Source organism: Paenibacillus lautus, from assembly GCF_050482385.1.
In the GTDB taxonomy this organism is placed as follows: Bacteria; Bacillota; Bacilli; order Paenibacillales; family Paenibacillaceae; genus Paenibacillus_AQ; species Paenibacillus_AQ lautus_B.
Genome location: NZ_JBCNHV010000001.1, coordinates 932,521 through 947,435, shown reverse-complemented (window position 1 = coordinate 947,435; position 14,915 = coordinate 932,521). Strand labels below are relative to the sequence as shown.

11 protein-coding genes are annotated in these 14,915 nt (G+C 46.2%); 10 read left to right on the top strand and 1 reads right to left on the bottom strand.

What is annotated here, in order from left to right; all coding sequences use genetic code 11:
- Positions 1 to 16 precede the first annotated feature (16 nt).
- The 7 genes from ABEW73_RS04445 to glnA all read left to right on the top strand — a co-directional run bounded on the left by ABEW73_RS04445 (position 17) and on the right by glnA (position 10,080).
- Positions 17 to 973 carry an ABC transporter permease gene (locus ABEW73_RS04445; RefSeq protein ID WP_076324468.1) on the top strand — a complete coding sequence of 319 codons (957 nt, stop codon included), beginning with the start codon at positions 17 to 19 and terminating at the stop codon, positions 971 to 973.
- Positions 974 to 1,004: 31 nt separating this feature from the next.
- Positions 1,005 to 1,901 (top strand): carbohydrate ABC transporter permease, encoded by an 897-nt coding sequence (locus ABEW73_RS04440; protein WP_076324467.1) that lies wholly within the window; start codon positions 1,005 to 1,007, stop codon positions 1,899 to 1,901.
- 79 nt (positions 1,902 to 1,980) lie between these two features.
- Positions 1,981 to 3,648, top strand: coding sequence for an extracellular solute-binding protein (locus ABEW73_RS04435; protein WP_430161802.1), 1,668 nt, complete (start codon positions 1,981 to 1,983; stop codon positions 3,646 to 3,648).
- A gap of 79 nt (positions 3,649 to 3,727) precedes the next feature.
- Positions 3,728 to 5,302: a helix-turn-helix domain-containing protein gene (locus ABEW73_RS04430; protein WP_430161804.1), complete on the top strand. Its 1,575-nt coding sequence runs from the start codon at positions 3,728 to 3,730 to the stop codon at positions 5,300 to 5,302.
- Positions 5,303 to 5,340: 38 nt separating this feature from the next.
- A complete protein-coding gene (locus ABEW73_RS04425; protein WP_430161806.1) occupies positions 5,341 to 7,131 on the top strand; it encodes a sensor histidine kinase in 1,791 nt (596 codons plus the stop codon).
- Positions 7,132 to 7,304: 173 nt separating this feature from the next.
- On the top strand, positions 7,305 to 8,360 hold the full coding sequence (gene aroF / locus ABEW73_RS04420) for a 3-deoxy-7-phosphoheptulonate synthase (RefSeq protein ID WP_326117124.1): 1,056 nt from the start codon (positions 7,305 to 7,307) through the stop codon (positions 8,358 to 8,360).
- A 295-nt stretch (positions 8,361 to 8,655) separates the two neighbouring features.
- Positions 8,656 to 10,080 carry a type I glutamate--ammonia ligase gene (gene glnA / locus ABEW73_RS04415; RefSeq protein ID WP_430161808.1) on the top strand — a complete coding sequence of 475 codons (1,425 nt, stop codon included), beginning with the start codon at positions 8,656 to 8,658 and terminating at the stop codon, positions 10,078 to 10,080.
- A 174-nt stretch (positions 10,081 to 10,254) separates the two neighbouring features.
- Here the strand turns inward: glnA and ABEW73_RS04410 are convergent, their stop codons facing one another.
- Positions 10,255 to 11,298, bottom strand: a complete 1,044-nt coding sequence (locus ABEW73_RS04410) for a LacI family DNA-binding transcriptional regulator (protein ID WP_430161810.1) — start codon at positions 11,296 to 11,298, stop codon at positions 10,255 to 10,257.
- Between the two features lie 416 nt (positions 11,299 to 11,714).
- Here ABEW73_RS04410 and ABEW73_RS04405 point away from each other — a divergent pair, with 416 nt between their 5' ends.
- The 3 genes from ABEW73_RS04405 to ABEW73_RS04395 all read left to right on the top strand — a co-directional run bounded on the left by ABEW73_RS04405 (position 11,715) and on the right by ABEW73_RS04395 (position 14,892).
- On the top strand, positions 11,715 to 13,055 hold the full coding sequence (locus tag ABEW73_RS04405; protein ID WP_430161812.1) for an ABC transporter substrate-binding protein: 1,341 nt from the start codon (positions 11,715 to 11,717) through the stop codon (positions 13,053 to 13,055).
- A 107-nt stretch (positions 13,056 to 13,162) separates the two neighbouring features.
- Positions 13,163 to 14,056, top strand: coding sequence for a carbohydrate ABC transporter permease (locus ABEW73_RS04400; protein ID WP_076324460.1), 894 nt, complete (start codon positions 13,163 to 13,165; stop codon positions 14,054 to 14,056).
- Entirely contained in the window at positions 14,056 to 14,892 is an 837-nt protein-coding gene (locus tag ABEW73_RS04395; RefSeq protein ID WP_098748537.1) for a carbohydrate ABC transporter permease, read from the top strand. Before ABEW73_RS04400 ends, ABEW73_RS04395 begins: the two co-directional genes overlap by 1 nt.
- Positions 14,893 to 14,915 lie beyond the last annotated feature (23 nt).

The window sequence follows — 14,915 nt, the reverse complement described above, 5'->3', positions numbered from 1 at the left end:
ACACGGGGGGTTGGACATGGCGCAAATATCCGTAGAACAGGAACCTGTTCCAAAACGGAAAAAGGACAGCTTATTGATTCGCTTTGCTAAACAATGGGATATTCAGTTAATGGTGCTTCCTGCACTCGCACTCATTTTTGTGTTTAGCTATATACCGATGTACGGTATTCTAATGGCTTTCCAGGACTATAACATTTTCAAAGGGATGGGCGAGAGCCCATGGGCTGGATTCAAGCATTTCGAAATGTTTTTTGAATCACCTGAATTTATGACGGTTATGCGAAACACGATCGTCATCAGTTTACTTAAATTTATCATTGGTTTCCCTGCACCGATTATGCTGGCGCTGATGCTGAACGAGGTTCGGCATATGTTCTTCAAGAGATTGGTGCAAACCGTCAGTTATCTACCGCACTTCCTGTCTTGGGTTATCGTTTCAGGATTTGCGATTTCTCTCTTGTCAACGGATAACGGCAGTGTGAACATTCTGCTACAGAAGCTGAATTTGATCGAAGAACCGCTCAACTTCCTGTCCATTCCTGAGTATTTCTGGACGATACTCGTAACGACAGGGGTTTGGAAAGAGATTGGGTTCTCCTCGATTGTTTACTTGGCAGCTGTTGCCGGGGTTGACCCGCACATGTACGAAGCAGCGGACATGGATGGCGCAAGCAAATTCAGGCAGATCTTTACGATTACGCTTCCATCGATTATGCCAGTCGTTGTTATCTTTATGATTCTTGCCATTGGTAACTTGCTAACTGCGGGCTTCGAAGACATCTTGCTCTTGGCTAAGAATCCGGTATTGCGAGAGGTATCCGACGTTATCGACACGTATGTCTATCGAATAGGTATTGAAAATTCCCGATTCTCATATGCAACGGCTGTAGGCTTGTTTAAAGCGGTAATCAGCGTCATGCTTCTGACGATTGCCAACTTGATTGCACGTAAATCAGGGAACAGCTTATGGTAAAAGACCACTATGATGAAGGGAGCGGGTAATTGTGGTACGTCTAGCATTTGGTGACAAAGTGATGATGGTCATCATTTATATCTTCTTGGCATTACTGGCCTTTGTAACTTTTTATCCGTTTTGGAACGGACTTGTCATTTCATTTAACTCAGGTTCAGATACAGCAATGGGGGGCGTTACCTTCTGGCCCCGGGACTTTACATTAGAGAATTATGGGATCGTCTTTCAGGATAACAGGCTGCTGAATGGTTTCAAGATTTCGGTGCTTCGTACCGTGATCGGAACCATCTCCTCCATACTTGTAACCTCTATCTTCGCTTATGGGATGACGAAGAGCGAACTGATCGGCCGTAAGTACTACATGGTTATGTGTATTATTACGATGTATTTTGGCGGTGGCTTGATCCCATCCTTTATGCTCGTTCGCGGTTTGGGTCTGATGGATTCTTTCTGGGTGTTCATTATTCCGGGCTTGGTAAGTGTGTGGAACATGATCATCTTCCGGACGTTCTTTAACGGCCTCCCGAATGGCCTTGAAGAGTCCGCCAAAATTGACGGCTGTGGCAACTGGGGTATTTTCTTTAAGATCATTCTCCCACTGTCCGGTCCGGTAATCGCAACATTGTCATTGTTCACCGCGGTTTCGCATTGGAATGAATGGTTCTTGCCGAGTATCTACATCAATAACGAGAACTTGCTGCCAATTCAGACCATGCTTCGCCAAATATTGAACTCTAATATTATGTCTGAACAGATGAGCAATCTAGATTCGGCTTCTCAGGCCGTTCTCTCCCGTATGCAGAGTGTGACCTCCAAGTCGCTGTCCATGGCAACCATGATGGTGGCAACACTTCCGATTATTATGGTGTATCCATTCGTACAGAAGCACTTCGTTAAAGGTGTTCTGGTAGGCTCCCTGAAAGAGTAAGGGAAACAATATGTGTTGTTTGAAGCATTATGCTTTAGACATAAATATCAAGTGTAAAGACGAAAGGGGAAATTAGAGAATGAGGTTGAGAAAGAAATCGCTGACCACATCGATGACGGCTTTGCTTGCGGCAGCGCTAATGCTTTCTGCATGCGGCGGCGGCGGAGCCAAAACTGCTGACCCAGCTCCTGCGGGCGAAGGTGGAACTAGCACGCCTCCAACGGAGGCATCTGACAAGTTTGTGCTTGGCGAAACTCCGCTTGAGTTCAGCTTCTATGGTCATTATAACGAGTACACCATGCCTCCATGGGGGCAAGACGAATCCTCAAAATGGATTAAAGAGAATAAGAAAGTAACCGTAAATGCCATTCATTCGCAAGGTAACGCACAACAAAAATTCAATACCATGATTGCTTCCACGGAGCTTCCAGATGTCATGTGGATGGATCGCGGACCGGATGTAGAGAAGCTGCGTCAAGCAGACATGCTTGTGCCTTATGACGATTATCTCGATAAATACCCTAACCTGAAGGAATGGATGGGTGAGGAAGGTCTGAACATGCTTCGTTCCCCTGACGGTAAACTGTATCAGTTCCCGAACTGGTATACGAACCAACCGAACGGTAACGCAGGGTATGTTGTTAATAAACAAATCTACCATGAGTTAGGTTCACCTAAACTGGAAACAACAGATGACTTGTACGAATATCTGAAAGCAGTTAAAGCCAAATACGGCGATAAAGTTGTTCCATTTGAACCACACGTTCAAGGTCAAGGCATTGAAGTACTGTATTCCGCTTTTGCTGAAAATGCTCTAACGCGCTGGATCAGCATCCGCGGCGTACCTAACGGTGACAAGCTGTCTTCCATCTTTACTGATCCGATCTTCCGTGAGTCGATGCAGTATTCTGCGAAGCTGTTCCGTGAGAAGTTGATTTCTCAGGATGCTATGACTCAAACGGTTGACCAGGTTAAAGAGAAAGTGAACACTGGACGCGTTGCAGTTTACGCTGCATCAAGCCCGACTGAAAATGCAATGAATGCCCATGCAGAGTTGGCAGCAAAAGATCCAAACGGAGGATATTTCATGATCTGGCCGATTCACAAAGAAGGCCTCGACAAGAACAAAATCTTCCCTGGTACTTATACGCAATTGGGTTGGAACGTAAGCGTAATTACGAAGTCCGCTAAAGATCCAGAAGCTATCTTTGCTTTCCTAGATTGGTATACAGGTCCTGAAGGACAAAGCGTTCTGATGTGGGGCCCTCCAGGAGGATATTGGGATGGTTTTGAAGAAGACGGCGTGACACCTAAATTCACGGAGAAATATGTATCTGATGCAGCCGGTCTTAACAAACTTCAAGCAATCACAACGAACCTGCACTGGAATGGTAACACGGTATTTATTGATACAGCAAAAGCAAAATACGAGAGCACATTGCCAGAAGAGCAGCGCAACTGGTCCACTCGTTGGCAGTATGAAATCACTTGGAAAACCCAAGCCAATGCTACGGAATACATCAACCTCGATCCGGCTCCGGACAGTGAGGAAGGAATTATCCGTCAGCGTGTAGAGGATATCTTTACAGAATCCAGAGCGAAAGCCCTGTATGCGAAGGATGATGCCGAAGTATTGGCCATCCTCGACAAAGCGGAAGCGGATGCACAATCTGCTGGATACGATAAACTTCTTGCATTCAAAACAACGAAATGGCAAGAAAACGTTGCAAAAATGAAAGGCCAATAATAATCTTTACTTAAACCAAGAAGGGTATGCTGCTGATGCAGTATACCCTTATCGGAATTTATAGGGGAGATGGTAACCTGTGTATAAAGTGCTGCTGGCAGACGATGAAATACTGGATCTAGAGGGCATGAAGAGCTTTATTCCATGGGAAAATCTCGGAATGAAAGTGATAGACTCGGTCAATAATGGCTTCGCTGCCTGTGAGGTTCTCGAAAAGGAGAAGATCGACATCCTTGTTACCGATGTACGCATGCCGAATATGACCGGGCTTGAGCTTGCCCAGCGGGCACTGAAATTGCAGGAGGAACTCCGGGTTATCTTCGTAAGCGGTTACCAGGACTTTGGTTATGTGAAGCAGGCGATTGCCTTGAATGCATGCAGTTATGTGCTAAAGCCGATGGAGGACCAAGAGCTGGTTGATGCGTTAACGAAGGTGAGGATAGAGTTGGATCGTCTTCATGAACGCAAGGAGACGGAAGAAGCTTACCAGCAGATGATCCCCATCCTCAAAAATCAGTACCTCCTGCAAATTCTTCAGAGGCCCTACGATGGTGCCATACTGGATATTATCAAGCGGGAGTACCGATTGACGGAGCTTCACTGGCCGGTTTGTGTCATTTTGCTAGAGCTTGATAATGTGAGCACTTGGCGAAGCAGCTTGCTCGATTCCGAGGAAAAGCTTAGTGTCATAGAGGAGTATTTCTCGAGACTGCATAAACTGCTCGAACAGAACGGCTTCGAATATATATGCAAGGTAACAGATCAGCGGACGGCTGTATTGCTTAACGGGGGCAGGGGCAAAGAAGAGATTCAATCCCTGCTTGAGGAATTGAAGCGGGAATATAACTATACGATGACGGTAGGAGAAGGAAGAGCTGTCTACCAACTGGAGCAGCTTCACACGTCGTATCAGGAGGCATTGGCCGCGCTGGACTACAAAATGTTCCGGGGCAAAGGTAAATGGATTCTGTACAGCGAGGTGCCTACCGAAGACCGTGAGGATGTAAAAAGCCTCGATATCCGTCTGGATGCCTTATTTACAGCCATGACAGAGTATGATATCGTTCGTATTTATGATGAACTGGAAGCGATTCAATTGCTTGCATCCAATATCAGATCCAAGTTCACCATACGCAATTTAGCCGTGTATATTATGGTGAAGCTGGAAGGCCAACTTCAGACGATTAATGAAGATTTATACCGTATGGCAGGATTGGAGCTCAAAAATCTCGACATTCTACTTCATTTTGAAACGATGGATGATATTTTCTCATGGCTGCGCATGAAGGCAATGGAAATTTCGGAAATGCTCAAGAACCGTAAATCAACAAAGAATGGCAGGCTGGTCGAAGAGATCATAGAAAATATCCAAGCGCGTATGCATGAGAATATCACGCTGCGAGATATGGCAAACCGGTTTTCTTTTTCACCGAATTATCTTGGGGTGCTTTTTAAGGAAGAAACTGGACATAACTTCAGCGATTATGTAATCAAGCTCCGCATGGAGCGCGCTAGAGATCTGCTCAAAACGACCAAGCTCAAAATATACGAAATTGCATCGCAAACAGGGTATCAGTATCTGCCTTATTTCAGTAGACAGTTTAAGGAAATGTATGGAATGACGCCTCTGGAATATCGGCGCAAGCACTCTTAACTTGTAAAATTCAGATTAGATATGGGGTCAAACAGGTGATGGCAGGGAAATTCGAACGAATACGGGTCAAGATACCTTTCGGGTACAAGTTAATGATTTCGTACTGCGTGTTCATCATTATACCGGTGCTGCTTGTCGGTCAGATTGCGAATCAGGTCTTCGTAAAGTCCACTCGCGAGCAGACGTATAACAATATTCAGGGTACGCTGCATCAGATGAGCGAGAATATATCGTATAAGATGGAGGACATGATCCGGATCTCGGACATGCTTTATTTTGATACGACCTTTAACAGCCGCCTGCGGTTTACTGAAAGCGCTTGGATTAGCTACGACACCACGATTAATGTGCTGATTCCCAAGTTGGAGACCGCGGTGAGTACGGCTAACCGAAGGATCTGGTTATCGATCTACCTGCGTAATGACGACCTTAGGGAGATCTATGACAATTATTCGTATTCTGATCCGCTGGATTCCAATAAACGTCTGTTTGATATTTATCAATATGACAGGCTAGAGGACCGCTCATGGTATAAACTGTATCCAAAGGATGAGAATTATGGCGTAACTTTGCAATGGAAGCAGATTGAAGACGATGTGAGGAACGGACGTATTTCCTTGCTGCGGCGGTTGGTGGATATCAGCTCGACCATTAAACCGGAGGAGATCGGATTCATGCGGATCAACGTCAGTATGACCGACCTGTTTGAAAGCATGGATTACAACAAGATTGGTGACGGAACGGCATTATATTTATCGGATTCCCAAGGGCGGGTAGTTCTTTCCTCGGGAGGTATACAGACAACCGTCTTCAAGGAAAAAGAACTTCGCAAGAACGGCGACCTCCTCATTCGGAAGCCCATTCCCCAACTCGGATGGGATTTGATTGCCGTTGTCCCTGCTCAAATCGTGGAGAAAGATACGGTCAAGATTCGTAATTTAACTTACCTGATCTGTTTGATTTGTATCGCTATCTTTTTTGTGGTCAGCATTTTGGTCTCCAGATACTTCAGCCGCCGGGTTTCCAAAATCGTATCGGTGCTGGACTCGTTTCAGGAAGGCGAATTCCACAAGCGGGTATCCTTTAAAGGGAATGATGAATTTACGCATATTTCTTCAGCCCTGAATGATATGGGCAGCAATATCGGCAAGCTGATTAATGAGGTGTATCTGGCCGACCTTCAGAAAAAAGAAGCGGAACTGGAATCGCTGCATGCACAGATTAACCCGCATTTTCTATACAACACCCTATCCTCCATCAGCCGCCTGGCGCGGTTTGGAATGCTGGATAAGCTGCAGCGCATGGTAATGGACTTAGCGAAGTTTTATCGCCTGTCGCTTAACGATGGCCGGAATATCATCTCTGTGAAGAATGAATTGGAACAGGCCCAGGCGTATGTCGATATTCAAAAGATTAAATATGACGAACGGATGCAGGTTACTTATGATTTTGAGCCGGAAGTGGTCCGGTATGAAACCGTGAAATTGATTTTGCAGCCGTTTATCGAGAATGTGCTGGAGCATGCCTGGACCGGGGATTATATTCATGTTCGAATTACCGCCAGAGTGCTCGAAGACGTCCTGGAATTTAAAATTATCGATAATGGAGTCGGGTTCCCGCCCGGCAGAGTTTTGGACAATACAGGCGGACAGGATCTAACCAATGCCGGATACGGTATTCGAAATGTGGATCAACGAATCAAACTTCACTATGGCAGCGAATATGGGGTCACGTTATTCAGCCGAGCCGGAATTGGGACAACGGTAAGAATTGTGATACCACTTGTGAAGCGAACCGTAGCGGAAGGACGCAGCAAAACATTGATGTAACAGGTAATCGACATCTCCCGATCGTGAAGGCTTGAAGAATGGGCTTGACGAGGGGAGATTTTTTCTGTATATTTACTTTATCGGATAAAAGCATAAAAGCTTAAAAGCGAACAAGCGCGAAAGTGACCATCCATCGATCGAAATTGGAATATATTCAGAAAGAAGGTTTTATTATGATCGTAATTACATCCAATCAAATATCAGAGGAACAAGTTCAGCATATCGTAAGCGAGATTGAGAAGGAAGGACTGCAGGCTCACGTATCCCAGGGGGCGGACCGTACCGTGATCGGGCTGATCGGCAGCGTGAACCCGAAGCTTGCGGAGCATCTTCGCCAAATGAAGGGCGTAGAGAATGTAGTTAAAATCTCCAAGTCCTACAAACTTGCTAGTCGTGATTTTCATCCGGATGATACCGTCATTGATATTAAAGGAACCAAGATTGGCGGCGGCAATCTGGTCGTCATGGGTGGTCCATGCGCCGTGGAATCCGCACAGCAGATTGACGAGATCGCGCAGCTGGTTAAGGCAGCAGGCGGACAGGTGCTTAGAGGTGGCGCTTTTAAGCCTCGTACGGGTCCATACAGCTTCCAGGGCGTTGGCGTTGAGGGTTTGATTATGATGGCGGAGGCCGGACAAAAACACGGCCTGCTGACGATTACGGAGGTTATGACGCCCGAATACGTGGATATTTGCGCGGAGTACGCCGATATTCTGCAAGTAGGTACCCGCAATATGCAAAATTTCGATTTGCTTCGGAAACTGGGTACCTGCGGTAAGCCGGTTTTGTTGAAAAGAGGTTTCAGTGCAACCTATGATGAATTCCTGAATGCAGCGGAGTACATTCTTGCCGGCGGCAATCCGAATGTCATGCTCTGTGAACGTGGAATCCGAACATTCGAAACGTACACCCGGAATACGCTGGATTTATCTGCCATCCCTGTTTTACAAGGGTTGAGTCACCTTCCGGTCATTTCCGATCCGAGCCATGGAACAGGACGACGCGAGCTTGTCGAACCGATGTCCAAGGCATCCGTAGCGGCTGGGGCGGACGGTCTTATTATTGAGATGCATACAGATCCAGATAATTCCATGACAGGCGACGGGGTTCAATCTCTGTTCCCGGATCAATTTGCCGCATTGCTTAAAGACTTGGAGCAGCTGGCCCCACTAGTAGGCAAAAGCTTTGCGACTGCCAAAGCACCTGCTTCTGAATTTGCGCGCGTATAGTAATTGATAAGCGACGTTGTACACTCGGGGGGTAGCTTTAAGAACATCGTTAAGGTTCGCCAGTTCCTTAAATCTAATATAAAAGACACCTGCAAAAAGCTTGCAGGTGTCTTTTTTCTGAGCTTACATTAATTGGTCTCTTGTGTTATATAACCTGACATTGTTTTCAAAAATACCTTACATAAGTATTGACGTCAGGTTATCTCCCGGCATATAATGACGAAAAGAAATCGAAAGATTATGAACATTGTTAAGCTGTTTAAGTCTTAATGTTCGGAAATTGGGAGGAAGAGACATGTCGGTAGAGAAAGTATTGCAAACCATTAAAGAGAACAATATTGAGTGGGTCGATTTTCGTTTTGTGGACTTGTCGGGACGGGTTCATCATATTAGCTTGCCGGCTTCAGAAGTAGATGAAGAAACATTCGTGAACGGGGTAGCGTTCGATGGATCTTCTATTCCAGGATTCCGCGGCATTGAAGAATCGGATATGGTTATGATGCCTGATCCGGATTCTTGCTATATCGATCCGTTTACAGCACATCCTACGCTTAACATTATGAGCAACATCTATACACCGGAAGGTGACTCATATGAGCGTGACCCGCGCGGTATCGCAGCTCGTGCCGAGCAATACCTTCAAGAGGCCGGTATCGGAACCGCAGCATTCTTCGCACCGGAATCCGAGTTCTTCCTGTTTGATGAAGTTCGCTATGGAAGCTCCATGAACAGCTCCAGCTATTTCGTAGACTCCGAGGAAGCGCATTGGAATACGAACCGCAAGGAAGAAGGCGGCAACCTTGGTTTCAAAGTTGGCGTTAAGGGCGGATATGTTCCAGTAGCACCTGTGGATACTCAGCAGGATATCCGTAGCGAAATGTGCCGTTTGCTTGATGAAGCAGGACTTCGCGTTGAGCGTCATCACCATGAAGTAGCCACTGCCGGCCAAGCGGAAATCAACTTCCGTTTCGATACATTGAAAAAAACAGCTGACAATTTGTTGATCTATAAATATATCGTGCATAACACAGCACGCCAATATGGCAAAACGGCTACGTTCATGCCGAAGCCATTGTTCGGGGATAACGGAAGCGGCATGCACGTTCACCAATCCATTTTCGATGGCGACACCCCGTTGTTCTATGAAAAAGGAGCTTATGCTAACCTTAGTGAAACAGCGATTCACTACATCGGCGGCATTCTGTACCATGCGCCTGCATTGATCGCTTTGACGAATCCGAGCACCAACTCCTTCAAACGTCTCGTACCAGGCTATGAAGCACCGGTTAACCTCGTATTCTCCAAAGGCAATCGTTCTGCCGCAGTGCGGATTCCGGTTGCAGCCGTAACGCCTAAAGGCTGCCGCATCGAGTTCCGTACACCGGATTCCACGGCGAACCCTTACCTTGCATTCTCGGCCATGCTGATGGCTGGACTGGATGGTATCAAGCGCAAAATCGATCCGACGGCACTGGGCTACGGACCATTCGATAAGAACATTTACGAACTGTCGGATGCTGAGAAAAGAGAAATCCGCAGCGTACCAGGTTCCCTGGATGAGGCTTTGGATGCTCTTCAAGCAGACAGCGAATTCTTGACTGAGGGCGGCGTGTTTACGCAGGAATTCCTCGACAACTTCATTGAGCTCAAGCGCTCTGAAGCTAAAGCGGTTAACATCCGCGTTCATCCGCACGAGTACTCCCTGTACTACGACCTATAATAAACAACGTCAAAAAGCCTAGGGCATCATGCCCTGGGCTTTTTTTGCACACATATAAAGCTTAGCTAGGTTTAGGCGAGGATTATCTTACTAAGGGGAACAGGGGCTATTCAAAGGCAGGCATGAATAGCCTTGCTCTTGGCTGAAGCAGCCCCTCACTCCCTTACCCCAGCATTACTCTTTAAAGTATCCGTAGTGATGGGTATTGCTTCCGCAAGATTCCCGAACGATGAGTTCAGGCTCTACGACAAAAGAGCTGATGGGCGATTGTTTATGGATAAGGTCGTAGAGCATGAGCGCTGCCAGGCGACCGATTTTCTCTTTGTTTTGCCGAATCGTCGTTAGTTTGGGTGTTGTATATTTGCACGCCTCAATATCGTCACAACCGATGATCGATACATCGTCAGGGACCTTCAGGCTATGTTCCTGAAGCGCTTGGATGGCTCCTATCGCAATCTGATCGGAGGCCGCAAAGATCGCGCGAGGAAGGGAACTCGCTTGAATCAGCCGTGTCATGGCTTTGTATCCGCTTGCCTCATGAAAATCATCACCGCTTAGGAACCATTCCGCACGGGCCGGAAGTCCGAAACTTTCCATGGCATTGCGATAACCGGCCTCACGCTTGTTGGAGATTTCAGACTCCTTGCTGCCTCCGATGAACCCCAAGTCTCTGAAGCCTTGAAGATAGAAATGCTCCACGACCTTCGAGGACATTTTATAATTATCGGACATGATATGCCCCGACATTTCGCCGAACAGCTCAATATCGACCCCGATACACGGAATATCGCTCTCATCCAGCTCTTTAATCGAGGGCTCAATTTCCTCGCCGGATATTATGACACAGCCATCCACCTGATAATGACGACATCGGCCGAGGTAGTCGGCGTCATCCCCTTGGAATTTCTCATTCGAAAAAAACAGTAGATCGTAACCGAGAACCCCCATTTGCTTCTTGAAGGAATTGAGAACTTCAACAAAAAAAGGATGAGTAAAATCGACATTCAGCTTTCCCGCAAATATGATACCGATTAAATTTGATTTCTTGGTTGCTAATGTTTTCGCCGAATTGGAAGGGGTGTACCCCGTCTCTTTCATAATTTCCAACACGCGTGCTTTGGTCTCTTCGGATACATCACTGTAGTTGTTGATAATCTTGGAGACAGTGGATACGGATACCCCGGCCATTTTAGCGATTGTTTTGATGTTTAACGCCATGCGAAACGCCCCTTATTCTGTTTATATGATCATTTCATAATTTTCGTGAGTTTTCGTTAATTATGATTGCTGCTTGTCCGTTATTCAGTACAGAAGCGAAACTGTTTCGTAAATTAGTGTATCTGCTTTAACTAGGTAAGTCAATGAAGAGAGTAGTTGTGATGCTTGTAATAGAAAGGGATAAAGCTGAATCGCGTTTAATAATAAAATATTGCGGGAAGGAGGAAAAAAAGCTTTGACAAACAAAATATTATGAGTAATAATAGGCCTTACGAAACCGCTTTCGGTATATTTCGCTGAATTGCGAAAATTTATAATAATTGTTTCGTAACATCAAGATTGTACTGGGCGAGAAAAAGCGGAATGATGAATCCGGTTTCATAATGAATTGCATTTTAATTTCAGGGGGTTAGGAAATGATTAAGAAATTATCAGCAATACTTTTGGCGGGTGCTCTGACTTTCTCGCTAGCGGCTTGTGGAGGCAGCGATTCAGCCGATAAAGGTACACCTGCAAAAGGTGATAAAAAGGTCATCAAAATTTTACACTGGAAGCAAGATAACATCAATAAAGCGGTTGAAGAGATCAACAAGAAATTTGAAGAGAAGTATCCCGAGTATACGATAGAGTATACCACTACGGGGCCAGATGACGAATACAAGCAGGCGCAGAGAGCAAGAATTACCGCTAATGACGTCGACGTTTTGGCTGATTTATCGGGAATGAGACTTTCCCCGCAGGAATGGACACCGGGTGCGAAAGTACCTGATTGGCAGCAATGGATTGATACGGGATTGATCGCGGATTTATCCGACCAAGCCTTCATTAAGAATTATAACGCTAACGATATCGAAAAAGCCGGGACTTATAACGATAAAGTGTATGCGATTCCAACGGGCAAGGTTGCGATGTCCGGTCTGTTCTACAATAAGGAAATATTTGAACAGAATGGATTGAGTGTTCCGAAAACGTGGTCGGAGTTCATCATGCTGAATGATGATCTGAAAGCCAAAGGCATTACCCCGATTGTTGTTGCAGGTAAAGACGTATGGCCTTTGAAACTCCCTGTATTCGCTCTGCAAGCCAAAATTTTGGGCGGCGGAGATCAACAGAAATGGATTGAGGGTGTTTGGAAAGGCGAGACGGCTTATAACGATGAAGAGGCAGTCGAAGTATTGGAAAGAATGAAGACGCTTCAAGACAATTACATGATTGACGGATTCATGGGGATTGATTATGCAACAGCGCCTTCCTATTTTGCAACAGGAAAAGCAGCCATGCTGGCAGATGGCTCTTGGGATGCTCCAACCGTCGCAGCAGCAAATCCGGAGCTGAAATTCGGTTACTTCCCGCTTCCGGCTACGGAAGATGCAGCCAAGAATGCCTCTTTTGTCGGCAAGTATGACGTAACCTGGTATGCAGCCGAGAAGGGACCGAACAAAGAAGGAGCCCTAAAATGGCTTGAATTCTTCTCCGAGCCGGAAAATTACACAACATTCGTGAAAGCTGCCGGTTTCATCCCGACACAGGATAACATTCAGACGGAAAGCGACTTTATTGACAATGAACTAACCCCATATCTCGGAGAGTTCGAATTGGCGTACGAAATCATGATGATTAACCGTCAAAATATTGGCGAGCATCTGGCTGCGGAAGGTGTTCATACAGAATTCCTGGCACCGGGCGGTCCATACAAAACAGCAAAAGAGCTGGCTGATATTCAACAAAAAGAATGGGAAGCTGCTGCTCCGAAATAAGATTCTTCTATTATAAAGAGACCTATATAGAATGAACCATACTGTAGTCGGGGTCTGTGCAGCAGGCCCCGACATTTATTGAAATGGGATTTTGCGAGGTGAGAGAGATGTATCCATTTGGAAAAGGATTTAACCGATTCATACCCTTATTGCTGCTGCTGATACCGATGGCGCTTTATATCGTGTTTTATTTTGGACCATCGATCCTAACAGTCATCTATTCCTTTACCGATGTCAAGAACCTCCCGGGCAGCACGTACCAATTTGTCGGACTTGATAATTATAAGGAATTATTCTTCTCGGGGAACTCAGGGGAGCGGTGGCGTTCCATCGTAAACACTCTGATCTTCATGTTCGTTGTTACGATCGTGCAGAACGGGGTCGCTCTTTTTATCGCCGTCATCATTAACCAGCGTCTAAAAGGCGATTACTTCTATCGCGCGGTATTCTTCTTGCCGGTTGTACTGGGCGTAGCTGTTGTTGCTCTGATCTGGGGGATGATGTTCGATCCGTTAAACGGACCGGTCAATCGCCTCTATGACGCTCTCTTCGGCTATCAAGACATGTTCTTTGGGAGCTTCACTCACGCGTTCGGCTATATTATTTTCGTCCAGATTTGGATGTACATGGGCTATTCCATGCTGATCTTTCTGGCTGGACTTCAATCGGTCCCTAAAGATTTATACGAGGCAGGTCATATTGATGGAACCAGCAAGTGGCAATCCTTCCGTCATATTACCTTCCCCTTGATCGCACCGTCCTTCACGGTGAATATGTTGTTATCCATCATTGGTGCAATGTCTACCTTCGATATCATTTTGGCGACAACAGACGGTCGCTTCAATACAAGGACGATGGCTTACGACGTGTACAAAGAGACGTTCCGGGGAAGTTTGGAAATGGGCCTTCCTTCGGCGCTGTCCGTTGTGCAGTTCCTGATTATTCTCCTCTTTGTTGTGGTAGCCGTCAGACAGACGCGTAAGAGAGAGGTGGAGTATTGATGCGAAATTCCAAAACCACGCAGATTCTTTCTTACGCCGTCATATGTTTGCTGCTGATTCTGTATGTCGTTCCGCTTCTGCTCGTATTCAACGTATCACTTAAATCCTTCAACGAATACTTGCTCAATCCGATCGGGATCGTCCAGAACATGGAATGGGGCAATTATACGCAGGCATGGTCTGAGGGCAATTTCGCCGGTTATTTCGCAAACAGCTTAATTTATACGGTAGCTGCGACGGTACTGACCATCATCGTGTCGTTGTTTGCGGCGTTTCCGGTCGCGCGCGGATATGTGATGTGGAGCGGCTTCATTTATATGTTCTTTTTGTTGTCCCAGTTTCTTCCGAATCCGATGGTTGCCCAGTATAAACTCATGCTGTCCTTCAAGGAGAGTGTTTCGTTCTTCGGGTATGATACCAAGCTTGGTTATATCTTGCTGAAAACGACGGGGACGGGCGTTGTGTTCATGATGTTTGTCGGTTATATCAAGTCGATTAGCCGCGATCTGGATGAGGCCGCGGGAATGGATGGTTCCGGTTATATCCGTTACCTGTTCCAGATCATTCTACCGCTGATGAAGCCAGTTATCGCAACCGGCGTCATTCTGACCGCGATTGGAATCTGGAATGATTTTGTCGGACCGATCATGTATCTCCCGAGTCCGTCCAACTATCCTATTACGTTCGGCCTAAAGGAATTCAGGGGGCAATACGGGAATAACTGGCCGCTGCTTGCATGCGGAATTACGATCGTGGCGGCGCCATTGATCATTCTGTACACGTTCATACAGAAATATCTGGTGGACGGGGCGCTGGCGGGAGCCGTCAAATCCTAAGGCATAGAGGGGAAGAGATCGCG